21 protein-coding genes and 1 tRNA gene are annotated in these 22,843 nt (G+C 72.7%); 8 read left to right on the top strand and 14 right to left on the bottom strand.

The window, feature by feature from the left end:
- Positions 1 to 9: 9 nt before the first annotated feature.
- Together ABZ249_RS27105 and ABZ249_RS27100 are read left to right on the top strand one after the other, a co-directional pair.
- Entirely contained in the window at positions 10 to 1,047 is a 1,038-nt protein-coding gene (locus tag ABZ249_RS27105; protein ID WP_355268430.1) for an ArsA-related P-loop ATPase, read from the top strand.
- Entirely contained in the window at positions 1,044 to 2,174 is a 1,131-nt protein-coding gene (locus ABZ249_RS27100) for an ArsA family ATPase (protein ID WP_355268427.1), read from the top strand. Before ABZ249_RS27105 ends, ABZ249_RS27100 begins: the two co-directional genes overlap by 4 nt.
- Before the next feature lie 274 nt (positions 2,175 to 2,448).
- On the opposite strand, the gene ABZ249_RS27095 is transcribed toward ABZ249_RS27100, so the two are convergent.
- Positions 2,449 to 2,814, bottom strand: coding sequence for a WhiB family transcriptional regulator (locus tag ABZ249_RS27095; protein ID WP_355268424.1), 366 nt, complete (start codon positions 2,812 to 2,814; stop codon positions 2,449 to 2,451).
- Between the two features lie 431 nt (positions 2,815 to 3,245).
- Between ABZ249_RS27095 and ABZ249_RS27090 the strand changes: the two genes are divergently transcribed.
- Positions 3,246 to 5,630: a penicillin-binding protein gene (locus ABZ249_RS27090; protein WP_355268421.1), complete on the top strand. Its 2,385-nt coding sequence runs from the start codon at positions 3,246 to 3,248 to the stop codon at positions 5,628 to 5,630.
- Positions 5,631 to 5,702: 72 nt separating this feature from the next.
- Here ABZ249_RS27090 and ABZ249_RS27085 read toward each other — a convergent pair whose 3' ends face one another.
- Positions 5,703 to 6,158 (bottom strand): GatB/YqeY domain-containing protein, encoded by a 456-nt coding sequence (locus ABZ249_RS27085; protein ID WP_355268418.1) that lies wholly within the window; start codon positions 6,156 to 6,158, stop codon positions 5,703 to 5,705.
- Between the two features lie 159 nt (positions 6,159 to 6,317).
- Here ABZ249_RS27085 and ABZ249_RS27080 point away from each other — a divergent pair, with 159 nt between their 5' ends.
- From ABZ249_RS27080 to ABZ249_RS27070, 3 genes are all read left to right on the top strand, one after another.
- Positions 6,318 to 7,247: a metallophosphoesterase gene (locus tag ABZ249_RS27080; RefSeq protein WP_355268415.1), complete on the top strand. Its 930-nt coding sequence runs from the start codon at positions 6,318 to 6,320 to the stop codon at positions 7,245 to 7,247.
- A gap of 74 nt (positions 7,248 to 7,321) precedes the next feature.
- Positions 7,322 to 7,395: transfer RNA gene (locus tag ABZ249_RS27075), tRNA-Pro, on the top strand.
- A 219-nt stretch (positions 7,396 to 7,614) separates the two neighbouring features.
- A complete protein-coding gene (locus ABZ249_RS27070; RefSeq protein ID WP_355268412.1) occupies positions 7,615 to 8,091 on the top strand; it encodes a hypothetical protein in 477 nt (158 codons plus the stop codon).
- Between the two features lie 138 nt (positions 8,092 to 8,229).
- Here the strand turns inward: ABZ249_RS27070 and ABZ249_RS27065 are convergent, their stop codons facing one another.
- The 5 genes from ABZ249_RS27065 to ABZ249_RS27045 all read right to left on the bottom strand — a co-directional run bounded on the left by ABZ249_RS27065 (position 8,230) and on the right by ABZ249_RS27045 (position 12,463).
- A complete protein-coding gene (locus tag ABZ249_RS27065) occupies positions 8,230 to 8,436 on the bottom strand; it encodes a hypothetical protein (protein WP_355268409.1) in 207 nt (68 codons plus the stop codon).
- A gap of 291 nt (positions 8,437 to 8,727) precedes the next feature.
- Positions 8,728 to 9,627, bottom strand: a complete 900-nt coding sequence (locus ABZ249_RS27060) for a YDG/SRA domain-containing protein (protein ID WP_355268407.1) — start codon at positions 9,625 to 9,627, stop codon at positions 8,728 to 8,730.
- Between the two features lie 52 nt (positions 9,628 to 9,679).
- Entirely contained in the window at positions 9,680 to 10,894 is a 1,215-nt protein-coding gene (locus tag ABZ249_RS27055) for an amidohydrolase (protein WP_355268404.1), read from the bottom strand.
- Positions 10,891 to 11,646: a hypothetical protein gene (locus ABZ249_RS27050; RefSeq protein WP_355268401.1), complete on the bottom strand. Its 756-nt coding sequence runs from the start codon at positions 11,644 to 11,646 to the stop codon at positions 10,891 to 10,893. The genes ABZ249_RS27055 and ABZ249_RS27050 overlap by 4 nt, the downstream gene beginning before the upstream one ends.
- Before the next feature lie 28 nt (positions 11,647 to 11,674).
- Positions 11,675 to 12,463 (bottom strand): DUF5058 family protein, encoded by a 789-nt coding sequence (locus ABZ249_RS27045; RefSeq protein ID WP_355268398.1) that lies wholly within the window; start codon positions 12,461 to 12,463, stop codon positions 11,675 to 11,677.
- A gap of 241 nt (positions 12,464 to 12,704) precedes the next feature.
- On the opposite strand from ABZ249_RS27045, the gene ABZ249_RS27040 reads away from it, so the two are divergent.
- Complete coding sequence (locus ABZ249_RS27040) at positions 12,705 to 14,162, top strand: amidase family protein (RefSeq protein ID WP_355268395.1); 1,458 nt, start codon at positions 12,705 to 12,707, stop codon at positions 14,160 to 14,162.
- A 76-nt stretch (positions 14,163 to 14,238) separates the two neighbouring features.
- Here ABZ249_RS27040 and ABZ249_RS27035 read toward each other — a convergent pair whose 3' ends face one another.
- From ABZ249_RS27035 to ABZ249_RS27010, 6 genes are all read right to left on the bottom strand, one after another.
- Positions 14,239 to 15,195, bottom strand: a complete 957-nt coding sequence (locus tag ABZ249_RS27035; RefSeq protein ID WP_220564114.1) for an Lrp/AsnC family transcriptional regulator — start codon at positions 15,193 to 15,195, stop codon at positions 14,239 to 14,241.
- 1 nt (position 15,196) lies between these two features.
- A complete protein-coding gene (locus ABZ249_RS27030) occupies positions 15,197 to 15,544 on the bottom strand; it encodes a ribosomal protein L7/L12 (protein ID WP_355268391.1) in 348 nt (115 codons plus the stop codon).
- 87 nt (positions 15,545 to 15,631) lie between these two features.
- Positions 15,632 to 16,363, bottom strand: coding sequence for an ABC transporter permease (locus ABZ249_RS27025; RefSeq protein ID WP_355268388.1), 732 nt, complete (start codon positions 16,361 to 16,363; stop codon positions 15,632 to 15,634).
- Positions 16,363 to 17,133, bottom strand: coding sequence for an ABC transporter ATP-binding protein (locus ABZ249_RS27020; RefSeq protein ID WP_355268385.1), 771 nt, complete (start codon positions 17,131 to 17,133; stop codon positions 16,363 to 16,365). The genes ABZ249_RS27025 and ABZ249_RS27020 overlap by 1 nt, the downstream gene beginning before the upstream one ends.
- Before the next feature lie 159 nt (positions 17,134 to 17,292).
- A complete protein-coding gene (locus ABZ249_RS27015) occupies positions 17,293 to 17,838 on the bottom strand; it encodes a lytic polysaccharide monooxygenase auxiliary activity family 9 protein (protein ID WP_355268511.1) in 546 nt (181 codons plus the stop codon).
- 539 nt (positions 17,839 to 18,377) lie between these two features.
- Positions 18,378 to 18,902, bottom strand: coding sequence for a hypothetical protein (locus ABZ249_RS27010; RefSeq protein WP_355268382.1), 525 nt, complete (start codon positions 18,900 to 18,902; stop codon positions 18,378 to 18,380).
- 63 nt (positions 18,903 to 18,965) lie between these two features.
- On the opposite strand from ABZ249_RS27010, the gene ABZ249_RS27005 reads away from it, so the two are divergent.
- Entirely contained in the window at positions 18,966 to 19,814 is an 849-nt protein-coding gene (locus ABZ249_RS27005; RefSeq protein WP_355268379.1) for an oxygenase MpaB family protein, read from the top strand.
- On the opposite strand, the gene ABZ249_RS27000 is transcribed toward ABZ249_RS27005, so the two are convergent.
- Positions 19,747 to 22,728 carry a BTAD domain-containing putative transcriptional regulator gene (locus ABZ249_RS27000; RefSeq protein ID WP_355268376.1) on the bottom strand — a complete coding sequence of 994 codons (2,982 nt, stop codon included), beginning with the start codon at positions 22,726 to 22,728 and terminating at the stop codon, positions 19,747 to 19,749. The two genes, ABZ249_RS27005 and ABZ249_RS27000, sit on opposite strands and share 68 nt — an antisense overlap.
- Positions 22,729 to 22,843 lie beyond the last annotated feature (115 nt).

Genomic DNA, 22,843 nt, shown 5'->3' with positions numbered 1-22,843 from the left:
CTCCGTGGAGTGAGCGAGCGAGAGGACCGAGGCCGGTACCCCGACCCCGCACGGGCGTGCGCGGGCGCCCGGCTGCACATCGTCACCGGCAAGGGGGGCACCGGCAAGACGACGGTCGCGGCGGCGCTGGCCCGGGCCCTGGCGGCCGACGGCGGGCGGGTGCTGCTGGTGGAGGTCGAGGGGCGGCAGGGCATCGCCTCGCTGTTCGGGATACCGCCGCTGCCGTACGAGGAGCGCGAGATCGAGGCGGTGCCCGGCGGCGGCCGGGTGTTCGCACTGGCCGCGGACGCCGAGTCTGCGCTCATGGAGTACCTGGAGCTGTTCTACGGCATGCGCCGGGCCGGGCAGGCCCTCACCAGGCTGGGCGCCGTCGACTTCGCCACCACCATCGCCCCGGGCCTGCGGGACGTGCTGCTCACCGGCAAGGCCACCGAGGCGGTGCGCCGCCGGGAGGGAGGCCGGCGGCGCGCGGAGGGGCCCTTCCACTACGACGCGGTGGTCATGGACGCCCCGCCCACCGGGCGCATCGGCCGGTTCCTCAACGTCAACTCCGAGGTGGCCGGACTGGCCCGGGTGGGACCGATCCGCAACCACGCCGACAAGGTGATGGAGGTGATCCGCTCCGGCCGGACGCGGGTGCACTTCGTGTCGCTGCTGGAGGAGATGCCCGCCCAGGAGACCCGGGACGGCATCGCCGAGGTCTCCGCCCTCGGCCTGGACGTGGGCATGGTCGTGGTGAACATGGTGCGGCCGCCGCTGCTGCCGCAGGACCTCCTGGCCGCCGCGGCCGCCGGGGAGGCCGACCTGGAGGAGCTGGCCGCCGGGCTCAAGGCCGCCGGACTGGACGATCCCGGGGAGCTGGCGGAGTCGCTGGCCCAGGAGGTGGGCGCCCACGCCCGGCGGGTGCTGCTGGAGCAGCGGGTGCGCGGGGAGCTGGCGGACGCCGGGGCACCGCTGCTGGAACTGCCCCTGCTGGAGGGCGGGGCGGACCGGGCGGCGCTGGACGGGCTGGCCCGCCGCATGGCCGGACAGGGGGTGCGCCGGTGAGCGCCGGACGCCTGGACGTGGACGCGCTGCTGGACGACCCGGCGACCCGGATCGTGGTGTGCTGCGGGGCGGGCGGGGTCGGCAAGACCACGACCGCCGCCGCCCTGGGGCTGCGGGCCGCCGAGCGCGGCAGGCACGCCGTGGTGATCACCGTGGACCCGGCCCGGCGGCTGGCCCAGTCGATGGGGCTGGAGACGCTGGACAACACCCCGAGCCCGGTTCCGCTGCCGGAGGGGACCCCCGGGAGCATGCACGCGATGATGCTCGACATGAAGCGGACCTTCGACGAGGTCGTCGAGGAGCACGCCGACCCCGAGCGGGCCCGCCAGATCCTGGCCAACCCCTTCTACCGGACCCTCTCCACGAGCTTCTCCGGCACGCAGGAGTACATGGCGATGGAGAAGCTGGGGCAGCTGCGCCAGTCCGGGGAGTGGGACCTCATCGTGGTGGACACCCCGCCCAGCCGGTCCGCGCTGGACTTCCTGGACGCGCCGAAACGACTCGGGAGGTTCCTGGACGGGCGGCTGGTGAAGTTCCTGAGCGCGCCCGCCCCCAGCGGGGCGTTCAGGCTGCTGGGCGCCGGCATGGGGCTGGTCACCTCGGTGCTGGGCAAGATCCTGGGGGCGCAGCTGCTGAACGACCTGCGGGCGTTCGTGGCGGCGTTCGACACGGTGTTCGGCGGGTTCCAGGAGCGCGCGGAGCGCACCTACCGGCTGCTGCAGGCGCCGGGGACGGCGTTCGTGGTGGTGGCGGCGCCGGAGCCGGACGCGCTGCGCGAGGCGTCGTACTTCATGCGGCGGCTGGCCACCGACGCGATGCCGCTGGCGGGGCTGGTGGTCAACCGGACGCACCCGCTGCCGGAGGGTGCGGGCGCGCGGCTGGACGCCGAGGCGGCGACGGCGGCCGCGGAGTCCCTGGAGGCGGCGGGAACGCACCCGGGGGCGTCGGCGGCGCTGCGGCTGCACGCCGAGCTGGTGCGCACCCACCGGCGGGAGCGGGGACTGCGGGAGCGGACCGCGGCCGACCACCCGGGAGTGCCGGTGGCGGAGGTGCCGGCCCTGCCGGAGGACGTGCACGACCTGGACGGACTGCGCGGGATCGGGGAGGCCCTGGCCCGCGGCGCGTGACGGCCGGGGCGGGGGAGGAGCCGCGGGCCCCGGGGGGACTCAGGGGACCCGGGGGCTCAGGGGATGGCGGCGGTCCCGACGGTCGGGGCCTGCTTCGCATGTCCTCCCGTGCCGTGGGGGGTCGCGAGGCGCCTGGGCGGGGCTCCGGGAGCCCCGGGGAGCCGGTGCTCGGGGAAGCCGCGTGGCCGCGGGCCGTCCGCCGAGGGCGGTGGCGGGCGACGGGCGGGCCGAAGCGGGGCGAGGATTCGGAGAACACGGCCCGAACGGCCGGTGGTCAGGAGCGGTCGGCGTCGGTGCCCGCGGCCGCGGCCACCGCGGCGTCGGCGAAGCGGACCAGGTCGCGGACGAGGTCCTCCTCGCCCTCGCGCTCGCCCTCCCGGCAGGCCACCTCCTCCAGGACCGGGGCCCAGTCGGTGACCTGCGGGTGCTTGCGCAGCAGCGCCCGGCGCTCGCGTTCGGTCATCCCTCCCCACACCCCGAACTCCACCCGGTTGTCCAGCGCGTCCACCAGGCATTCGGTGCGCACGGGACAGTCCCGGCAGATGAGCTTGGCGCGGTTCTGAGCCGCGCCCTGGACGAACAGTGCGTCGGGGTCGACCCGGCGGCAGCGTGCCCGGGTCGTCCACTGGTGAATCCACATGTGCGCTGCACCCCCGTGGGTGGGCCGTGATCGCGGGGAGCCCGGGTATCCGTGTGCTCCGAGCGGGTGCCGGGAACGGGTAGGCTCCGGCTGACGAGTGGGACGGACGAAGGCCCGCCCCGCTGTGCAGAAAGTTACGGACTTCGGGGCCGTCGCGACAGAACCCACTCGACCCACATTCCATCTCACCGAATATGGTCCGCTCGGGCCATTGCGCGACCGGCGCGAGCCCTTCCGGCCGCGATGCCCCGGAACCCCTGTACGGCCGAACCGAAGGACACAGGGGCTGCGATAGCACGTGAAAAGATGGTCTGGGGGCAGGGCCCGCGCGGTGCCGTGGGCGTTTCGGTACGTCCGAGCACCATCCGTTCCACAGCGCACCTCTTCGCGCTCATGTGGTCACTTAGTCTGATGGGGTGGGTCAGGGGACATTGCTTCAGAGAATCAGCCAACTTGTCGTCGTCAGCGCGATCGCGGGCCTTCTGGTCGCCGCGCTGGCGCTGCCCGCCGTCGGCGGCGTGGGCATCACCGCCCGCAACGTCGCCGCCGGGTTCCTCGACATGCCGAGCAACCTGGAGACGCCGCCTCCCCCGCAGCGCTCCACCATCTATGACGCCGAGGGCGGTGTCATCGCCGAGATCTTCGACCAGAACCGGGAACTCGTCCCCCTCGAGGACGTGTCCCCGGTCATGATCGACGCCATCCTCGCCATCGAGGACGCCCGCTTCTACGAGCACGGCGGCCTGGACGTCGCGGGCACGCTGCGCGCCGCCGTGCGCACCCTGGGCGGCAACACCCAGGGCGCCTCGTCGATCACCCAGCAGTACGTCAAGAACGTCCAGATCGAGGCCGCCACCTCCCAGGAGGAACTGGACGCCGCCCGCGAGGAGTCGATCGCCCGCAAGATCCGGGAGCTGCGGTACGCCGTGGCGCTGGAGAAGCGGATGACCAAGGACGAGATCCTCGAGGGCTACCTCAACATCGCCTACTTCAGCGACGGCGCCTACGGCGTCGAGTCGGCGGCCCAGCACTACTTCAACATCCCCGCCAGCGAGCTGGAGCTGCACCAGGCGGCGACCATCGCCGGCCTGGTCCGCTACCCCTACCTCTACAACCCCCGGTTCTTCCCCGAGCAGACCGTCGAGCGCCGCAACGTCGTCCTCGACCGCATGGTCGCCTCCGGAGCCATCACCGAGGCCGAGGCCGAAGAGGCCAAGAAGGAGCCTCTGGAGGTGGACCTGGACACCCCGCCCAACGGGTGCGTCCCCAGCGACGAGCCGTTCTTCTGCGACTACGTGGTCCAGGAGATCGAGAAGGACGAGCGGTTCGGCCCCAACGAGACCGAGCGGGCGCGCTGGCTGCGCACCGCGGGCCTGGAGATCCACACCACGCTGCGGCCGCAGGTCCAGGAGGCCTCGCAGACCGCCGTCGACGAGTGGGTGCCGCGCGAGAACGAGTCCCGCAAGGTGTCCGCCCAGGTGATCATCGAACCGGGCAGCGGCCAGATCCTCGGCATGGCGCAGGGCCGCAACTACGGCCCCGACGAGAGCAAGCTCGGCGAGACCTCCATCAACTTCGCCACCGACTCCGACCGGGGCGGCAGCACCGGCTTCCAGGCCGGGTCGACGTTCAAGGCGATCACCCTGGCCGCGGCGCTGGAGGAGGGCCTGCCGTTCAGCACCGCGTTCAACTCGCCGACCAGTGTGTCCGTGTCCGGGCAGCGCAGCTGCAACGGCGGGTACCTGGCCACGTGGACGCCGAGCAACGCCGGTGACACGGCCGCGGGCACCACGCACAACATGGTGTCGGGCACCAAGGCGTCGTCCAACACCTACTTCGCGCAGCTCCAGGCCAGGGTCGGCATCTGCGACGTCATGAAGATGGCCGAGAAGCTGGGCCTGAAACGGGCCGACGGCACCCTGTTCACCGAGAACGAGAACTCGCTGGCCAACAGCAGCTTCACGCTGGGCAGCGAGGAGGTGTCCCCGCTGCGGGTCGCCAACGCCTACGCGACGTTCGCCTCGGGCGGCATGTACTGCGAGCCGCAGGCCATCACCATGATCGAGGACAAGCAGGCCGGCTCCACGATCGAGATCGAGCCGGAGTGCGAGCGGGTCCTGGAGGAGGAGGTCGCCGACGGCGTCGCCTACCTGCTGTCGCAGACCTTCAACGGCGGCACCGCCAGCTCCCTGGGCATCGGGCGGCCGGCGGCCGGCAAGACCGGCACCACGGACGGCTCCGCGGCGGCCTGGTTCGCCGGGTTCACGCCGCAGATGGCGTCCGCGGTGTTCGTCGCCGACCCGCGCGGCCCCCAGCAGTACCCGCTGCGCAACGTCACCATCGGCGACCGCTACTTCTCGGTGGTCTACGGGGCGACGATCTCGGGCCGGATCTGGCAGGAGAGCTTCCGGGCGGCCCACGAGGGCCTGGAGGTCGAGCAGCTGCCCTCGGCACCGGGCAGGTTCGGCTCCACGTCGGTGCCCAGGGCGCCCTCCGAGCCCGACGACGACCCCAGTCCGGCGTCCGACGACGGCGGTGTGCCCGACGTGGTCGGGCTGACCGAGGCGGACGCGGTGGCGGCCCTGGAGGAGGCCGGGTACACGGCGAACGTGTCCGGCACCCGCCTGAACTCCCCGGAGCCGGAGGGCGCGGTGGCCGCGGTCAACCCCGACCCCGGCACACGCCTGCCGGAGGGGGCCACGGTCAACGTGTTCCTGAGCCGGGGCGGCGGGACCGCGGGCGCGGGCACCGGCGAGGACGACGACGGCTGGTTCCGGGTCCGGCCGGCGCACACGCCGACCACCACCCGCGACTAGCGGGACGTACGGCGAGGGGGCCGCGGCGCACGCCGCGGCCCCCTCGGGCGTTCCGGGGTCCCCTACCGGGGGTCAGCCGGCCAGCCGCCGCTTGACCTCGGCCGCCACCCGCGAGCCCTCGGCCCGCCCGGCGATCCTGGGGTTGAGGACCTTCATGACCTTGCCCATGTCCCGGGGGGTCTGCGCGCCGGCCTCCTCGACGGCGGCGGCGACCAGGTCGGCCAGCTCCTCGTCGGTGAGCTGCTTGGGCAGGTAGTCCGAGATGACCTCGCTCTCCGCCCGCTCGGCCTCGGCCTGCTCGGGGCGGCCGCCCTTCTCGAACGCCTCGGCGGCCTCGCGGCGCTTCTTGGCCTCGCGGGTCAGCAGCTTGACGACCTCGTCGTCACCCAGGGCGCGCTGGCTGGAGCCGGCGGCCTCCTCGGTGGAGATCGCGGCCAGGACCATGCGGAGGGTGCCGGTGCGCACCTTGTCACGCGCCTTGATGGCGGTGGTCAGGTCGTTCTTCAGGCGGTCTTTGAGTTCGGACATGGGCCGATCCTACGGCGGTCCCCCGTCGGCCCACCAACGTTTTGTGCCCGGACGGCGTGAGACCATCGTCGTGGGTGCCGGAACGTCGTTCCGCGGCCTCTCCGTCCCGGACGACGCACCCGCCGCCCCTCATCCGAGCCCGACGAGGAAGAAGGCCGCATGGGCATCGACAAGCGACGACTCCTGCGCAACACCGGCCGGGCGGTCGCGGTCACGGGAGCCCTCGGGGTCGCCGGGCTGACCTACGCCTCGGTCATCGAGCGCAACTGGTTCCGGCTGCGCCGTTACGAGCTGCCCCTGCTGCCCCCGGGCAGCCCGCGCCTGCGCGTCCTGCACCTGTCCGACGCGCACCTGACGCCGGGCCGCAGGATGCTCATCGACTGGATCCGCGGCCTGGAGCGCTACGAGCCCGACCTGGTGGTCAACACCGGGGACTCGCTGGCGCACCCGGACGCGGTGGAGCCGCTCATCGAAGCCCTGGGACCGCTGCTGGACCGGCCGGGCGCGTTCGTGTACGGGTCCAACGACCTGTTCTCCCCCCAGCTGAAGAACCCGGCCCGCTACCTGTGGCGGACCAGCAAGACCGACTACAACAAGCGCCGGGTGCCGGACCTGCCCTGGCGCGAGCTGGGCGCGGCGATGTCCGCGTCGGGCTGGCTGGACCTGAACAACCGCAAGGGCGCCCTCAAGGCGGGCGGCCTGGAGGTGGCGCTGGGCGGCGTGCACGACTCGCACATCAAGCTGGACCGCTATGACGACATCGCCGGCCCGGCCGACCCGTCGGCGGACCTGCGGCTGGGCGTGCTGCACTCGCCCGAGCCCGCCAACCTGGACCGGTTCGCGGCCGACGGCTACCAGCTGATGCTGGCCGGGCACACCCACGGCGGCCAGCTGTGCCTGCCGTTCTACGGGACGCTGGTCACCAACTGCGGCATCGACCGGCGGCGGGCGTGGGGGCTGCACGAGTACGCGGGGGCGTGGCTGCACGTCTCGGGCGGGCTGGGCACGTCGCCGTACGCGCCGGTGCGGTTCTGCTGCCGCCCGGAGGCGTCGCTGCTGGACCTCGTGGCGGGCCCGGAAGGGGCCTGAGGAGGCCTGGGCCACAGTCCCGTAATCGATTACCCGAGCACTCCCGACGTCCGCTAGACTTGGGCTCGTTGCTTCGGGGTGTAGCGCAGCTTGGCAGCGCGCTTCGTTCGGGACGAAGAGGTCGTGGGTTCAAATCCCGCCACCCCGACAGAGCGAGAGGCCGGTCCTTCGGGACCGGCCTCTCGGCGTTCGCGGGGTCCGTTCCGGCGGCGGGCCGCCGACGACGGGGGCACCGGGACCGGGTGGGCGAACCCCCGGGGGCGGGGCGCCCGTACCACCGGAGGACCGGCGTCCAGACACCCCTGACCGGGGCCGCGCGGTGGCCCAGACTCGTTCCACCGACGACGGAACGTTTCAGGGAGCCGGCATGGACACGACGACACAGGGCGTTGCGCGCACCTCCGGACCGGAGGCGCCGCCTCCGGCGCTGCGGGCGGCCTGCCTCCTGTGGCTGGTCGCGATCGGCGCCGGGGTGGTGGAATCGGTCATCGGGGCTTCGGGAGTGATCGCCGCGGAGGGGTTCGGGCCCGGGTTGGCCGCGAACATCGCGCTGCGCACGGTGGTCTACGGGGGTGCGGTGCTGCTGGTGCTCCACCTGTACCGGGGTCGCGCGTGGGCCCGGGTCGCGCTCGCCGTACTGCTCGGCTGCATCGGCTTGGCGACCCTGGTGGTGCCGCTGGTCGGCTGGTTCGCCGCCGGTGGCGACGCCGGGGCGGCACTGGCCGCCGCCGACGGTGCCGACCTGGCCTACTACACGGTGCGCGGCCTCCACATCGCCGCGGTGCCGGTGGCGATGGTAGCGATGTTCCTCTCTTCGAGCAGTGCCCACCTGCGCCGACGGTGACCCGCGAACGCCCCGGCTCCCGTCGGCGTTATCCGGGTACTCGGTGAGAGGTGTCCTTCCCTCTCTGCACGAGCAGGCACCGCTGTACACCCACGCTCGTAGAACAGAATCGCCGGGCCGGCGCGGGGATCAGGGGCCTCAGGCGGTCTCGGGAGTGTCCCCCATCGCCTCGAACAGTTGGTTGCGCTGGAAGGTGCCGATCTGTTCGTCGTCGCTGACGGCCGACGCTTCCAAGTCGTGGCCGCTCCACGTCGGTGTCAAGCCGTGCACGAGCACCTCGACGCCCTCATAATCCGGCTCTCCGGGGGCGGATCGGTCACCGGCGGTGCTGGTCGGGTCTGCCATGACGCTTCCCTTCCGTGCTCCGGAAGAAGGGGGTGGAGCACGTTCGGTTCACGGTAACACCGGAGCACACGGGCGAGCCGATCGGATCCTTCCGTCCCACAAGCGGTCTCTGCGTGGCGAGGCGGTATGACGACGGTGGTGCGAGGATGAAGGGCGCTGGTCGGCAAAGGTCTGGAGGGGAGAAGAGCCGTTCGGGTCGGTGCCGACCCGAACGGACATGCTGCGCGACATGGCCGGGCCTTGCCAGGCCCGGCCGTCAGGCCCTCCCCTAACGCCAGAGCCGCCCGCCTCTCACTTGCCCCAGCGTGCTCGGTGGCTTTGGAGGTACTCGATGCCGATTTTGTGCTTCGGAACGGTGATGAGCTGGCCTTCAGCGACGCCGTTACGGACGATGAGGAGATCGTCCGTCACAATAACCGCTCCGGTGTCGAACTGAACATGGCAGTTGGGGCACAGGCACAGCACGTTGCTGGTGATGTCGGGACCGTGGTGAGGAGCACCGAGCGCCTGAATGTGGGCGCCTTCGCTATAGACACCGCTGGGGACCGTCAGAGTGATCCCGCAGAGCTGGCAGCGACCTCCGTGCCACTCCTTGACCGTACGCGTGACCTTGGTGTTGCGAACAGGGCGCTGAGCGGTGAAGGCCTTGGTGGGGGCCGGGCCGACGGTCCCCACCGGCTCCGACTCGGTGCTTTCGGTGGGCGCAGAGATCGAACTCGGCACCTCCGCCTCGGAGTCCTCTTGTGTCAGGGTGAACTGGACGACCTGGTATCCATCGGCCCCGGTCTTCCAGCCGTATTCCGCGACTCGATAGAGGCCGTCATAGCGGTATCCGTGGTCAGGGGCGTGAGGGGAGTCCGCCTGTGCGCCGCGGAGCACACGGACCAACTGTCCTTCGAGGAGACTCGTATAGAGCGCGGCGTTCCCGCTGTCCTCCAGACTCTGATCTGCGATCTGCTTTCCGGTCGCTGCGTCCCGTCCACCGTGGCCGGTGTAGACGATGACCTCTCCGAGGTCCTCGTCGTCCTTGTAGCCACCGGAGACCACGATGGATTCGGCACCGGTCTTCTTGGTTCCGCAGATTCCCGCTTGAAGCGGGCGGTGCACCTTGGCCAGGGAAGCATCTTTCCTGGACTTGAAGCCCCGCCCGACTTCGACTTCGGGAACCGGACCGATGAAACTCTCAGCCATGAGCAGAGTCTGGCATGACTCCCACTCCCTGCCTTAAGGGTTTTTCGGTCCGTCAGGGCTTGGTGCCGAGGTAGGCGAGGATGCCGGCGACGGCGGCGCGGGTGCCGGTGGTGAGAGTGGGTTCCATGAGCGGGCCGAAGAACGGGGAGTGGTTGACCGGGGGCTCGCCCGCGTCGGGGTCGAAGCCGCCGAACATCCAGTAGACCGCGGGCACGCCGATGGAGTCGGCCAGGTGGCCGAAGTCCTCGCTGCCCATCACCGGTTCGCCGACGGACACGTTGTCCTCGCCGAGCTCGGCGCGCAGCGCCGCCTCGACGCGGGCGGCGGCGCCGGGGTCGTTGTAGCAGCGCGGGAAGGTGTAGATCTCCTCCACCAGCGGCTCCGGGGCGTTGGAGGCGGCGGCCTCGGCGGCGATGATCCGGCGGACCGCTGCGAGCACCTGCTCGCGCACGTCCTCCTCGAAGGAGCGGATGTTGAGGGTGAGCACCGCCCGGTCCGGGATGATGTTCTCCTTCAGCCCCGCGTGGAAGGTGCCGGAGGTGATGACCGCCGGGGAGCGCGGGTCCAGCTCGCGGGACACGATGGTCTGGAGGCGGGCGATCACGTGCGCGCCGAGCACGATGGGGTCGATCGAGGACTGCGGCTGCGAACCGTGGGACTGTCTGCCGTACAGGGTCACGCGCAGCGCGTCGGCCATGGCCATCGCGGTGCCGTGGGAGATGGTGACGCTCCCGGCGCGCGAGGGCATGACGTGCTGGCCCAGGACGACCTCGGGGCGCGGGGCGCGGTCCCACAGGCCGTCGTCGACCATGGCCCGGGCGCCCGCGGCCGTCTCCTCCCCCGGCTGGAACACGAGCACCAGGGTCCCGGACCACTCGCCGGCGCGGCCGAGCAGTTCGCGGGCGGCGGTGAGCAGGGACGTGACGTGGGTGTCGTGTCCGCAGCCGTGCATGACGGGCACCTCGGTGCCGTCCTCCAGGGTGCCGGTGGCGGTGCTGGCGTACTCCAGTCCGGTGTCCTCGGCGATGGGCAGCCCGTCGGTGTCGGCGCGGAACGCGACGACGGGTCCCTCGCCGTTGCGGACGACGCCCACCACGCCGGTGCCGCCGCAGCGGAAGTTCTCGATGCCGAGGTCGTCGAGCTCGGCCGCGATGAAGTCGGCGGTGGCGTGCTCCTGCATGGACAGCTCGGGGTGGGTGTGCAGGTGCCGGTAGATCCGGTGCATGCGCTCGGGGTCGGTGACGGCGGGTACGGTCTCGGCGGTCATCGGCGGCCTTCCTCTGGGGTCGGGGCGGGTTCGGGGGCGTTGTCGGCGGCGGTCCCGTGCACGATACGGCGGTCGCGCAGGAACCAGGCCAGGACCATCGTCACCGCCACGCACAGGGCGGTGGAGAAGAGGGCCAGCCCCGGTGCGAGGGGGAGCAGGGCGAACTGTACGGCCAGCGCCACGGCCACGGCGATGGCGGTGGTGCGGTACCGGCGCATGGTGACGATGCACTGCACCAGCACCCCGCCCATGACGGCGGGCAGGATGTACAGCCGGGCGACCTCGATCAGCCCGGCGGGCAGCACGGAGATCAGCCAGGTGCCCAGCAGCCCGACGCCGACCAGCAGCGACGTCAGGTGCACGGTGGCCGCCCCGCAGATGGCCATCACCGCGGTCAGGTCGCCGCGCCGGGTGCCCGGCCGGGCGTCGACGCTGGCCTGGGCGACGACCGCGGCGGGCAGCAGCTTGTTGGAGATGTTGCCGATCATGAACGCCTGGTACATGGCCGCCGGGCCCAGGATGGGGTAGTAGGTCAGCGGTTCCAGCACCCAGAACACGCCGAAGGTGGCGGCGACGGCGAGGAACGCGACCCAGATCCGGGCGGCGTCCAGTCCCAGGTCGGCGAAGAACGCCAGGTAGAGGGGCCCGGCCAGGGAGAGTGCCAGCCCGGCGACCATGGTCGCCCGCCCCCACCGTGAGGTGGTGTTCTCGAACGCCGCCATGGCGGTGGCGCCGGTGTCGTCCGCGGTCATGTCGTCTTCTCCACTCGCTTGCGGGGGTTCACGCCGTGTGGGCCAGGTAGGCGACGGCCAGGGCCGTGATGACGGCGAACCCGAGCGCCCATTCCTTGAGCCAGGACGCCTTGAGGGCGCGGGCCAGGACGAGGCACCCGGCCATCACGGCGGCGGAGGTGAGCGCGGTGGCCGCGTGGATCCCGGACTTGGGCAGTTCGGTGACGGTCAGCATGGCGAACGCGCCGAGCAGTGCGGCGGCGGGGACGACCGCCATCACGGCCGGGTTCACCGCGTCCAGCTTCTTGCCGCCGCGCTTGAGCAGGGGGGTCAGGACCAGGGTGGCGAGCATCCACATGCCGCCGGACAGGCTCATGGCCACGAAGGCCAGGGCGAAGACGGAGGGGGAGTAGCCGTCGCCGCCCAGGGTGGCGCCGACCGTGCCCGCGGCGACGCCGGCCGAGGCGACCTCGGTGCTCGCCGAGCCGATCAGTCCGATGCGGACGAGCACGGCGGGCGCGCCGAAGAGGGCGAGCAGGGCGACCGCCACCAGGACGACGGCGAGCGAGGGTCCGATGGAGGCCACGGCCCCGGCGCGGTAGGCGTTCCGGAGCTCGTCCCGGCTCATGCCGACGTCGGGTCCGGCGACCCGGGCGGCCCGCATGTAGATGAAGGTCTGGACGAAGATGACGGCGAAGACGCCGAGCGCGCACAGCCACAGGACCGGGGTCCCGGACACCTCCGCGATGCCGTCCGCCGCCGCGGCGGCGGGCGCCGGGACGGTTTCGGCCGCGGAGGTGAGCGCGGTGGCGGCGACCGTGGGGACAGGGGGTGCCATACCTGAGGACGCTCCTTCCCGAGGTGGGCGGGGTGCGTTCTGCTCCCCGATTGCGCCAACCCTCGGGCAGTGGTCTCCGGGGTGGCAAGGGATGCGGGAAATCGCCACGGACGTGGCCGTTTCCCGCAAAGTGCGACACATCACCCCGCACCGTTCCGGCGCGCGCCGCCACCGCGGAAACTGGGCGCGTCGAGTCCGGGCCGCTGACGGGCCCGGAGCGGTGGAGGAATTCGGAGGACCCATGGACGGGATTGAGCGGATGTCGGCGGCGGAGCTGGTCGGTGCGATCCGCCGGCGCGAGGTCTCCGCGCGGGAGGCCGTCACCGCGCACCTGGAGCGGATCGCGGAGGTGGACCCGGCCGTCAACGCCGTGGTCACCGTGGACCCGGAGCGGGCCCTGGAGGCGGCCGACGCGGCCGACCGGCTCACCGCCTCGGGGGCGGACCTGCCGCCCCTGCACGGCCTGCCGATGACCCACAAGGACACGCACGCGGTGGCGGGGATGCGCAGCACCAACGGCTCCCCGGTGCTGGCGGACCACGTGCCGGAGGAGGACGACCTGCTCGTCTCCCGGCTGCGCGGAGCGGGGGTCATCGCCACCGGCAAGAGCAACGTCCCGGAGTTCGGTGCCGGGTCGCACACGTTCAACGAGGTCTTCGGCACCACCACCAACCCGTACGACCCCTCGCGCAGCGCGGGCGGCTCCTCGGGCGGGGTGGCCGCGGCGATCGCCGCCGGGATCCAGCCGCTGGGCGAGGGCTCGGACATGGGCGGGTCTCTGCGCATCCCGGCGTCCTTCTGCAACGTGGTCGGTTTCCGTCCCTCCTACGGAGTGATCCCGGCGCCCGCCGCCGACAACGACCACGCGTGGCTGGCCCGCACCGGGCCGATGGCCCGCGAGGTGTCCGACATCGCCCTGTTCATGTCCGCGGTCGCCGGCCCGTCGGAGCGGGTGCTGCCCCCGGCACCGCTGACCGGGGCCGATTTCGCGGGCCCTGTGGTCGGCGACCTGCGCGGGGTGCGGATCGGGTGGAGCCCGGACCTGGGGATGGGCGTGCCGGTGGAACCGGAGGTCCTGGCGGTGCTGACCGAGCGGCTGCGCGTGTTCGAGGACGCGGGTGCGGTGGTGGAGGAGGCCGCCCCGGACCTCGCCGGAGCCGACGAGGTGTTCCACACCACCCGGGCCCTGGACTTCGCCTCCGCGCTGGGCCCGCTGGTCCGCGCCCACCGCGACCTGGTCAAGCCGGAGGTGGTCTGGAACGTGGAGGCGGGGTGGGGGCTGAGCGCTCAGCGGATCATCGACGCGGCCGCGGCGCGGACCCGGCTGGCCGCCGCGGTCCGGCGGTTCTACCAGCGCTACGACCTCTTCCTCTCCCCCGCGGCGCAGGTGCTGCCGTTCGACGCGCGGCTGCGGTACCCGGAGCGGATCAACGGCGTGGAGTCCACGACCTACCTGGACTGGATGCGGTCGGCCTGCCTGCTGTCCGCGACCGGCCTGCCGGTGCTGGCGATGCCCGCCGGGTTCACTCCGGGCGGGCTCCCGGTGGGCTTCCAGATGGCGGTGGACCACTACCGGGACGTGGAGCTGCTCCGCTACGCCAAGGCGTTCGAGGACCGGACGCGGTGCGCGGACCGCAGGCCGGACATCGGCGCCGGCCAGCGGCTGCGGCCGGTGGCGACCGCGGCGGCCACCGCGTAGCGGGCCGCAGGGGCCCGTCCGGCTCGCGGCCCGTCCGGGTGGCGCGTCGGGCGGGCCGCCGGGGCGGGCGGCCGGATCAGCCCGCGGACAGCATCCGGCCGCCGCGTTTGCGGGCGTGCAGCAGCAGGGTGGTCTCCACGGCGTCGACCTGCTCGGCCCAGGGCGTGTCGGTGACGAACCGGTAGAGCGCCGCGGTGTCGGGCACCGTCACGTTGGCCACGATCTGGTGGTCCCCGGCCAGTGCGGCGGCGTAGCGCACCTCCCGCGCCCCGGCCAGCTCCCGGCCGATGCCGTCCACCCGGTGGGGCGCGGAGCGGATCCACAGCATGGCCTCCACCGGCAGCCCGACCAGCGCGGGCTCCACGAGGGCGCGCAGGTGAATGTGGCCGCGGCGCAGCAGCCAGTCGGTGCGGCGGCTCGCCGTGCTCTCGGAGACGCCGGTGCGCCGGGCGATCTCCTCGAACCCGGCCCGCCCGTTCTCCGCCAGCACCCCGGCGATCTGGAGGTCCTGCGCGGTGAGCTCGCCCTGGTCCGGGAACCCGCCGCGGTCCGCGGAGTACTCGCGGGCCAGGGCGTCGGACTGGGCGGTCGTCAACGGCCCGAAGCGCCAGCCGCGGATGGTGCGGAAGTACCGCAGCACCGGGTAGCTCACCGCGGCCCGCAGGCCCACGGTGGCCGGGATCTCCGTGCCGAGCACCTGCGGCAGCCGCTCCGCGTCGAACATCAGCTCGGCGACGCAGTCGGTGCCGCCGGTGGTCATGTAGGCGAAGGTGCAGTCGGCGCGCTGGGCCAGGGACTCGGTGGTCATGCGCGCGGTGCCGGGCGCGCAGCGGACCCGCAGCAGGGTGGACGCCGATTGGGGGAGTATCCCGGCGACGGTGACGTCCCCGGAGGCCAGCAGCTGGTTGCCGCGCCGGGCGACGGTGCGCTCGGGCTCGGCGAGCACGGTGGCGATCCGGCGCCAGGAGGCCCGGCCGTCGATCTGCAGCGCGGCGGCGATGCGCTGCTCCAGCCCGTCCAGCCTGCGGTTCATCTCATCGGCCGAGGCTGTCGATGAACCGCGCGGACTCGGTCTCGGTCATGCCGGTCTCGCGGGAGACCAGGACGACGGCGTCGGCGACGCGGTCCTGTCCGAGCAGTTCGCGGACCCGGTCGGCGAGGCTGCGGCCGGGTGCCGGCTCGACGGGGACGCGGCGCCCCTCCTCCAGTGCCTCCACCGTGTACTTGGCCTCGGCCAGCCCCATGCCGGTGCGCTCGCGCACGAGCTTGATGGCCTCGATCTTGCGCCGGTCGCGGACGAGGACGAGCACCCGGTCCACGGTGTCCTGGTCCAGCGGCCGGGCCGGTGCCGGGGGTCGGCGCAGGCCGTCGAAGAAGCCCATGATCCGTTTCGCCCTTCCTGGTGCGGGGGTGCGGGGAAGCGTTCCGTTCCGCCGCAGTGTAGCCCCGCCACCAGGGACGCCCTGCTCCTAGGGTGTCCGGCGGCGCAGGGTGGCCGCCCCCAGGAGCAGCGCCAGCACGGCGGAGCCCAGGACGATCCCGGTGTCCACGAGCAGGTCTCCGGTCACCTCGGGCCGCTCCACCGCCTCGGTGATGGCGTCCACCGCGTAGGACAGGGGCATCACCGCGGAGACCAGGTACAGGGCGTCGGCCATGTCCTCGCGCGGGGCGAACAGCCCGCACAGCAGGACCTGCGGCATGACGAACGCCGGCATGAACTGCACCACCTGGAACTCGCTGCGGGCGAACGCGCTGGCGAACAGCCCCAGCGCGACCCCCAGCAGCGCGTCGGCCAGGGAGATCGCGCCGAGCGTCCACAGCGACCCCTCGGTCTCCATGCCCAGCCACAGCGCCACCGCGATCACCACGGCCACCTGGGCGACGGCGACCAGGCCGAACGCCAGGGCGTACCCGAGGAGCAGGTCGAACCGGCCCACCGGCAGGGTCATGAGCCGTTCCAGGGTGCCGCTGCGGCGCTCGCGCAGGGTCGCGATCGAGGTGATCAGGAACAGCACCACGAACGGGAAGATCGCCACCAGCTGCGGGGCCAGCCGGGCGAAGAACGCCTCGTCGTCGAAGACGAAGCGCAGCAGCACCAGCAGCAGCGACGGGACGAGCAGCAGCAGGGCGACCGTGCGCGGGTCGTGGCGGAGCTGGCGCAGGATGCGCAGCGCGGTGGCGCCGGTGAGGGCGGGGTGCATCAGCCCTCACCCCCGCCGGGGGTACCGGGCGCCGGGCGCTCGTGGCGGCCGCGCCCCGGGCCGGGTTCGCGGACGATCCGGAGGAAGGCCTGTTCCAGGTCCTGCACGCCGGTGCGCGCCCGCAGCCGCGCGGGCGTCTCCTCGGTGACCAGGCGGCCCTCGCGCATCAGCACGAGCCGGTCGCAGCGCCCGGCCTCCTCCATCACGTGGCTGGAGACCAGCAGGGTGGTGCCGCGGTCGCGGAGTCCGTGGAAGAGCGACCACAGTTCTTCGCGCAGCACCGGGTCCAGTCCCACGGTCGGCTCGTCCAGGACCAGCAGCCGCGGCTTCCCCAGCAGGGCGACCGCCAGGCTGACGCGGGCGTGCTGGCCGCCGGACAGGTCGCCCGCCGGGCGGCGGGCGAGGTCGGCGAGCCCGACCTCCGCCATGACCCGGTCCGGGTCGGTCCGGGGCGCCCGCAGGACGGAGGCGAAGTAGGAGAGGTTCTCCCGGACGGTGAGGTCGGCGTAGACCGAGGGTGTCTGGGCCGCGTAGCCGATCAGGGTGCGCAGCGGGGCCGCTCCGGCCGGGTGGCCGAGCACCGTGACGGTGCCGGCGGAGATCCGCTGCACTCCGGTGATCGCGCGCATGAGCGTGGTCTTGCCGCTGCCGCTGGGTCCGAGCAGGCCGACCACCTCGCCCGCCGGAACGCTCAGATCGAGTCCGGTGAGCACGTCCCGTCCGCCGCGGCGGACGGTCAGGCCGGTCACCGTGACCGCATCGGTGTCCATGTTCGGACGGTAGGCCGCTTTCACCGCCGGATCAACGCGCCGGGCCAGGTCACGGCCCCGGATGCGGATCCGCTCAGCGGTCGGCGGTCCCGGAACCGCCGCGGCCCCCGGCCCGGGTGCGGGGCCGGGCCGGGGGCCGCACGGGGGGTGCGGCGGGGGTCAGCTGCGGACGTTGACGTCGATGCAGGCGTAGAAGGCGTTGGCCGTGTCGTAGACGTTCCACACCGCGAGGATCTTCTGCGGGCCGCTGTAGCCGGACAGGTCCAGGGTGTGGGAGAAGGTCGAGGGCGGCTGCGCGCCGCCGTCGTCGAAGACGGCGATCCGCTGGCCGCCGATGAAGTACTCCCAGGTGGAGGTGCGGTGGTTGGCCGTGATGGTCCAGGTGAAGGACTGGGTGCGGCCGACGTCGGTCCGCTGCCAGCCCCGGCTGTCGTCGTCCAGCTCGGAGAATCGGGCGTTGCCGCCGGAACAGCTGGTCAGGCCCTTGGGGCCCTCGACGCTCTGCGGCTCCCACTGGATGGAACCGCACTCGACGATTCCGGCGGCGCACTGCGCCTGGCGGCTCGGCGGGTTGGAGATGTAGCCGTGCGCGTTGGCCGTGCCCATGGGCATGAGGCCGAAGAAGAGGGTGGTGGCGGCGGCGAGCGCCGTCGCGGCGCGGAGCGAACGGTGCTTGCGGGGGCTGTCGTTCCTGCGGGTCTGCATGCGGGGCCCTTCTGTGTGGGTCAAGGTCCCGATGGTGTGGGGGCACACCGGGGGACGCGTAGCGGGATGACCCGGACCGTTCCCGGTCCAGGGCCGGGCTGGGCGCTCGGGGTTCGGATGGGCCCCGGGCACCGGACGGCGTCGTCCCGGAAACCCCTGTGCACCGGGGGTTCCCGCCCGTTGCGGAAGACCGTAGGCAGGCTGTGACGAAGAGTGCAAGGGGCCTGGTGACACGGGAGGGGAGGGTGGGACCGGACCGCCTTCCGGACCACTGCGCGCTTTCCGACCACTGGTACGGGTGGCGACCGGCCGGGCACGTGGAGTGAGAGCAGGAGCGATGGGGGCACCGGCGTGCGGGCGGTCCGGCCGCAGAGAGGTGTAGACCAATCCGGGCCGATGGGGGTCCGACCACTGGACCTCACCAAAGGGATAGTTTTCCCTTACCCGGCCCTTGAAGCCCGTCTCACGGGAACCCGGCCGCCCCCGGAACCGACCCCGGAACCGACGCCGGAGCCGGTCCGGCCGGACCGGCTCCGGCGTCAGTCCGAGAAGCCCGGGGTTTCCGGATGGTCGAACCGGAACGGCACCCCGAGCCGGGCGGCGAGGGCCGTACCGGCCTCGCGCCCCTCCACGGCCTCCGGCCAGGGCGGGACCCGGCCGTTGAAGAGCCTCAGGTCGCCGCCGCGCCGGATCCGCCCCAGGCCCAGGGTCGACCCGTCCTCGCAGTGCGCCTCCAGGACCAGGTACCACCCGAAGTCGTCCCCGTCCCAGACGGCCGCGACCTCCCGGGGCCGGGAGGGGTGCCCCTCGACCCTGGAGGCCATCTCCTCCACGTCGAGCGGGGGCGTGGGAGGACAGGGGTCGATCCCGAGTTCCCCGAACCGTTCGAGGACCATGTCCCTCGCGTCGTACAGGCTCAGGCCGCCCCGGGGGCGGAACGCCTCCCGGACGGCGATGACCCCCGCGAGGAGGCCGCGCTCCCGGATGGCGGCGTCGACCCGGGCGAGCCCGTCCTCGCCCACCAGCCGCAGGAGGGCGGTGTCGTCGTCGCGCATGTCTCGCATGAGAGAGAAGGTAGGGCGCGTGTCCCTTCTGGAGAAAGCGTTTCGTCTCCTACGATCCTGGACATGGGCCGATCGTCCGATGAATCGCCGCTCCGTCGGATCACCGCGGAGTCCTGCCTCCTGGGCGGGGCCGGGTACGCCGTGCTGCTCCAGATCGCCCACCCCAGCGTCGCCCACGGGGTGTACCACCACAGCGACTTCGAGCACCGCCCCTTCTCCCGGCTCTTCGGCACGCTCGCCTACGTCTACGGGACGGTGTACGGCACCGCCGAGGAGCGCGAACGCCTGCACGCCGTCGTCCGGGCGATGCACAAGAAGGTCACCGGCCCCGGCTACCGCGCCCTGGACGACGACCTCCTGCTGTGGGTGGCCGCGACGCTCTGCCACAACGCCGCCCGCGTGTACACGATGGTGTTCGGCGGGTTCCGCGACGACGAGGAGTACGCGCTCTTCCTGCGGGAGGCGTCGGTGTTCGGCACCGCCCTGGGCCTGCCGGCCGAGGCCTGGCCGAAGACCCCCGAGGCGTTCGACGCCTACTGGGAGGAGGCGTCGGCCCGGCTCGAGGTGGGAGACGAGGCCCGCGACATCACCCGCCGCCTGTTCCGGCCCCGTCAGCCGGTGCTGCGGGCGCTGATGCCCCTCCAGCGGTTGCTCACCGCCGGGCTCCTGCCGGAACGGCTGCGCGACGGGTTCGGCCTGCCCTGGTCGCCGGGGCGGCAACGGCTGTTCGACGGGATCCTCGCCGTCACGCGGGCCGTCTACCCCCGCGTGCCCCGGCCGGTGCGGGTGCTGCCCGCCACCGTGTGCCTGTGGTCGATGCGCCGGTCGGACGGCCCCGCCCGGTTCAGCCGCCGAAGCGGTCGGCCAGGGCCGCGCGGGCGCGCTCGGCGTCGGGCGACCCCACCTCGGTGAGGATCTCCGCCGCCGTGCGCAGCAGCCCCTCGGCCCGGTCGGCGGTCACCGTGGGCGCGGGCAGGGTGCCCAGGGCCAGGCAGGCGCGGGCGACGGTGTAGCGCTCGTCGCGCTCCAAGGCGATGGCGTGCGCCTTCTCCAGGGCGACCGCGGCCTCCTCGTGGTGGCCGGCCTCGGCGTGGGTGATCCCCAGGTCGGTGAGGATCTCGGCGTCGCCGCTGCGGTCCCCGGACTCCTCGGCCAGGGCCAGCGCGGCCCGGTGGGCCTCGACGGCCTCCTCCGGACACCCTGCGGCCCGGTAGGCGATGCCGAGGGAGTTGTGGACGTAGATCCGGCTGCCGACCAACCGCAGCCGCTGGGACAGCTCCAGTGCCTCATCGAGGTCACGCAGCGCCCCCTCGAGGTCCCCCAGACCGACCTTGGCCTCCCCCATGACCCGCTTGACCAGGGCGGCCGACGCTCCCACGTCCTCCTCGGGGGCCGTCTCCAACGACCGCGCCGCGCAGTGCAGGGCCTCCTCGTACTGTCCGAGCGCCTGGCGGACCACGGCGAGGTTGCTCCACTGGAGGGACTCCAGGCGCCGGTCCCCCAGGGCGACCGCGTGGTCGAGCACTCCGCTGATGGCCTCGGCCGAGTCCCGGAGCCTTCCGACCCGCTCGTAGACCATCCCCAGGTTCGCCAGGGCCCGGATGCTGCCCCGGCTGTCCCCCACCGCCGCCAGCAGGTCCCTCGCCTCGGTGAGCATGCGCAGGGCGTCGTCGAACCGCCCCGCGAAGTAGTAGCCGATCCCCAGCCCGATGAGCGTGACGGCCCGCCCCCGCCGGTTCCCCTGCCGGTCGCTGACCTGGAGCGCGCGCTCCTGGGAACTGACGAGCAGGCCCATCTGGCCGTGCAGGGCGTAGAAGCGCCACACCGACTCGGCCATGCGCCAGGCGTGCTCCCCGTTGTCCCGCGAGGCGAAGTAGTCGATGGTGTCGGCCAGGTTCTCCCGGTGCAGGTCGAACCATTCCTCGGCGTCCTCGCGCCGCAGGAGTTCGGTGCGGTACCCGGAGTCGGACCGCTCGTCGTCGTGCAGGGCCCTGGGACCCAACAGGTCGGCGGCGTGCTGGGCGGTCAGCAGGTAGTGCTCCGCCAGCCTGCCCCGGATGCGGTCCACACGTTCGGCGCCGAACTCGGCGGTGGCCCTGTCCAGCGCGAAATCCCTTATGAGGTCGTGCATGCGGTACACGTCCCCCTGGGGTTCGTCGAGCAGGCAGACGCCGACGAGCTCCTGGAGGATGTCGTCGCCCTCCTCCACCGAAACGCCCAGCAGCGCCGCCCCGCCCGCCAGGTCGATGCTGTCGCCGATCATCAGGCCCAGGGTCAGGAAGGCGCTCCGCTGCTCGTCGTTGAGGCTCTGGTACGACAGGTCGATGGCGGTCTCGACGCTCTGGCCGTCCACCTGCAGTTCGCGGAACTTGCGGTTCTGCTCGCCGAGCCGCCGCGCCACGTGCCCGAAGGTCCAGCGGGGGCGGCTGAGCATGCGACCGGCGATCACGCGCAGGGCCAGGGGGAGTCCGCCGCAGATGCGCACGATCTCGCGGGCCCGGTCCTCCTCGGCCCTGACGCGCTCCTCCCCCAGGACCCGGGAGAAGAGGTCCAGGGCGGACCGCTCGTCGAACATGCCCAGCGAGAGGAACCGGGCGCCGCTGAGCCCCGACAGCTCGTTGCGGGAGGTGATGAGGGTCAGGGAGCCCGGGGAGGACGGGAGCAGCGGGCTGACCTGGGAGTAGCTGGACGCGTTGTCCAGGATGAGCAGGGTCCGCCGCCCCATGAGGGTGGCGCGCCACAGGGCGGACCGCTCTTCCAGGGACTCGGGAATCGTTTCGGGCGGGACCCCCACCGCGCGCAGGAGGGACCCGAGCGCGGAAGACGGGTCCAGGGGCTCCTTGCCGGCCGTGTACCCGTACAGGTCGATGAAGAGCTGCCCGTCGGGATAACGTTTGGCGGATTCGTAACCGAAATGCACGGCCGTGGTGGTCTTGCCCCCGCCGCCGGCGGCCGTGAGGACGCAGACCTCGGCCCCCTCCTCGTCCGCGAGGGAGATCTTTTCGAGGCTGCGCAGGACGTCCACGCGGCCGGTGAAGTCCGGCAGGTCCCGGGGCAGGTCGTTGCGGACGCGGTAGACCGTCTCGGATTCCGTTGGTTCCGTTGCGGTCCGGCGCCCCTGGTCGGCGTCCTCCCGGAGGATGCGCGCGTGCAGGGCCGCCAGTTCGGGACCGGGGTCGACGCCGAGCTCGTCGGCCAGCCGGACCCGGAAGTCCTCGTAGGCGGCCAGGGCGCGGGCCTTCTCGTTGTCGTGCCAGAGCGCCGTGATGAGCAGGTGCTGCAGGCGTTCCCGGAACGGCTCCTCGCGGGCCAGTGGGGTGAGTCGGGAGACGACCTCGGCGTACCGCCCCAGGCCCAGGGCGCACGTCGCCCAGGCGATGACGGCCGACCAGCGCTCCTCCCGGAGGGGGCCGACCACCGTGTGCTCCAGTGCCTCGGAGCCGACCCCGGAGAAGGGGACGCCGCGCCAGCAGGAGAGGGCGCGGTCGAGGAGCTCCAGCGCTTCTTCGGGGGCCGCCCGGGCGGCCTCGTCCCGCAGCCGCCGGAAGCGGTACAGGTCGACGGAGTCGGGATCGGCGTCGAAGATGTAGCCGCCGGCCGTGGTGGAGATACTTCCGGGAATCGATCTGCGCAGGTGGGAGACCTGGACCTGGATGACCGAACGGGCGGTGCGCGGCGGGTCGTCGCTCCACAGGTAGGTGATGAGCCGGTCCACGGTGACCTCTCGGCCGAGGTTCACCAGGAGCGCGCCGAGCACACAGCGCTGGCGTGGTCCGCCGATCGCAACCGGTCGGCCGTCGGACCAGACGGCGATGGGGCCGAGCACACCGAATTCCACAAGGAGCAACCCTAGCAAGCGGAATTCTGGAAAAGCGGAATCCGGGCAAGCCAAAAGCTCCGAGTATCTCCCCCTCTGTCAAAGATACTCGGAGTGACCTTTT

Source organism: Nocardiopsis sp. NPDC006139 (assembly GCF_040614155.1).
Lineage (GTDB): Bacteria > Actinomycetota > Actinomycetes > Streptosporangiales > Streptosporangiaceae > Nocardiopsis > Nocardiopsis changdeensis.
This window is presented reverse-complemented; position numbering and strand designations above follow the sequence as displayed.

Bases quoted from the DNA above. Each gene is read 5' to 3' on its own strand.
- ABZ249_RS27005 (WP_355268379.1), top strand. From the start codon at position 18,966: ATGGGCCGATCGTCCGATGAATCGCCGCTCCGTCGGATCACCGCGGAG.
- ABZ249_RS27060 (WP_355268407.1), bottom strand. From the start codon at position 9,627: ATGGCTGAGAGTTTCATCGGTCCGGTTCCCGAAGTCGAAGTCGGGCGG.
- ABZ249_RS27095 (WP_355268424.1), bottom strand. From the start codon at position 2,814: ATGTGGATTCACCAGTGGACGACCCGGGCACGCTGCCGCCGGGTCGAC.
- ABZ249_RS27050 (WP_355268401.1), bottom strand. From the start codon at position 11,646: ATGACCGCGGACGACACCGGCGCCACCGCCATGGCGGCGTTCGAGAAC.
- ABZ249_RS27030 (WP_355268391.1), bottom strand. From the start codon at position 15,544: ATGGGCTTCTTCGACGGCCTGCGCCGACCCCCGGCACCGGCCCGGCCG.
- ABZ249_RS27055 (WP_355268404.1), bottom strand. From the start codon at position 10,894: ATGACCGCCGAGACCGTACCCGCCGTCACCGACCCCGAGCGCATGCAC.
- ABZ249_RS27015 (WP_355268511.1), bottom strand. From the start codon at position 17,838: ATGCAGACCCGCAGGAACGACAGCCCCCGCAAGCACCGTTCGCTCCGC.
- ABZ249_RS27070 (WP_355268412.1), top strand. From the start codon at position 7,615: ATGGACACGACGACACAGGGCGTTGCGCGCACCTCCGGACCGGAGGCG.
- ABZ249_RS27025 (WP_355268388.1), bottom strand. From the start codon at position 16,363: ATGCACCCCGCCCTCACCGGCGCCACCGCGCTGCGCATCCTGCGCCAG.
- ABZ249_RS27035 (WP_220564114.1), bottom strand. From the start codon at position 15,195: ATGAACCGCAGGCTGGACGGGCTGGAGCAGCGCATCGCCGCCGCGCTG.
- ABZ249_RS27040 (WP_355268395.1), top strand. From the start codon at position 12,705: ATGGACGGGATTGAGCGGATGTCGGCGGCGGAGCTGGTCGGTGCGATC.
- ABZ249_RS27045 (WP_355268398.1), bottom strand. From the start codon at position 12,463: ATGGCACCCCCTGTCCCCACGGTCGCCGCCACCGCGCTCACCTCCGCG.
- ABZ249_RS27010 (WP_355268382.1), bottom strand. From the start codon at position 18,902: ATGCGAGACATGCGCGACGACGACACCGCCCTCCTGCGGCTGGTGGGC.
- ABZ249_RS27085 (WP_355268418.1), bottom strand. From the start codon at position 6,158: ATGTCCGAACTCAAAGACCGCCTGAAGAACGACCTGACCACCGCCATC.
- ABZ249_RS27080 (WP_355268415.1), top strand. From the start codon at position 6,318: ATGGGCATCGACAAGCGACGACTCCTGCGCAACACCGGCCGGGCGGTC.
- ABZ249_RS27020 (WP_355268385.1), bottom strand. From the start codon at position 17,133: ATGGACACCGATGCGGTCACGGTGACCGGCCTGACCGTCCGCCGCGGC.
- ABZ249_RS27065 (WP_355268409.1), bottom strand. From the start codon at position 8,436: ATGGCAGACCCGACCAGCACCGCCGGTGACCGATCCGCCCCCGGAGAG.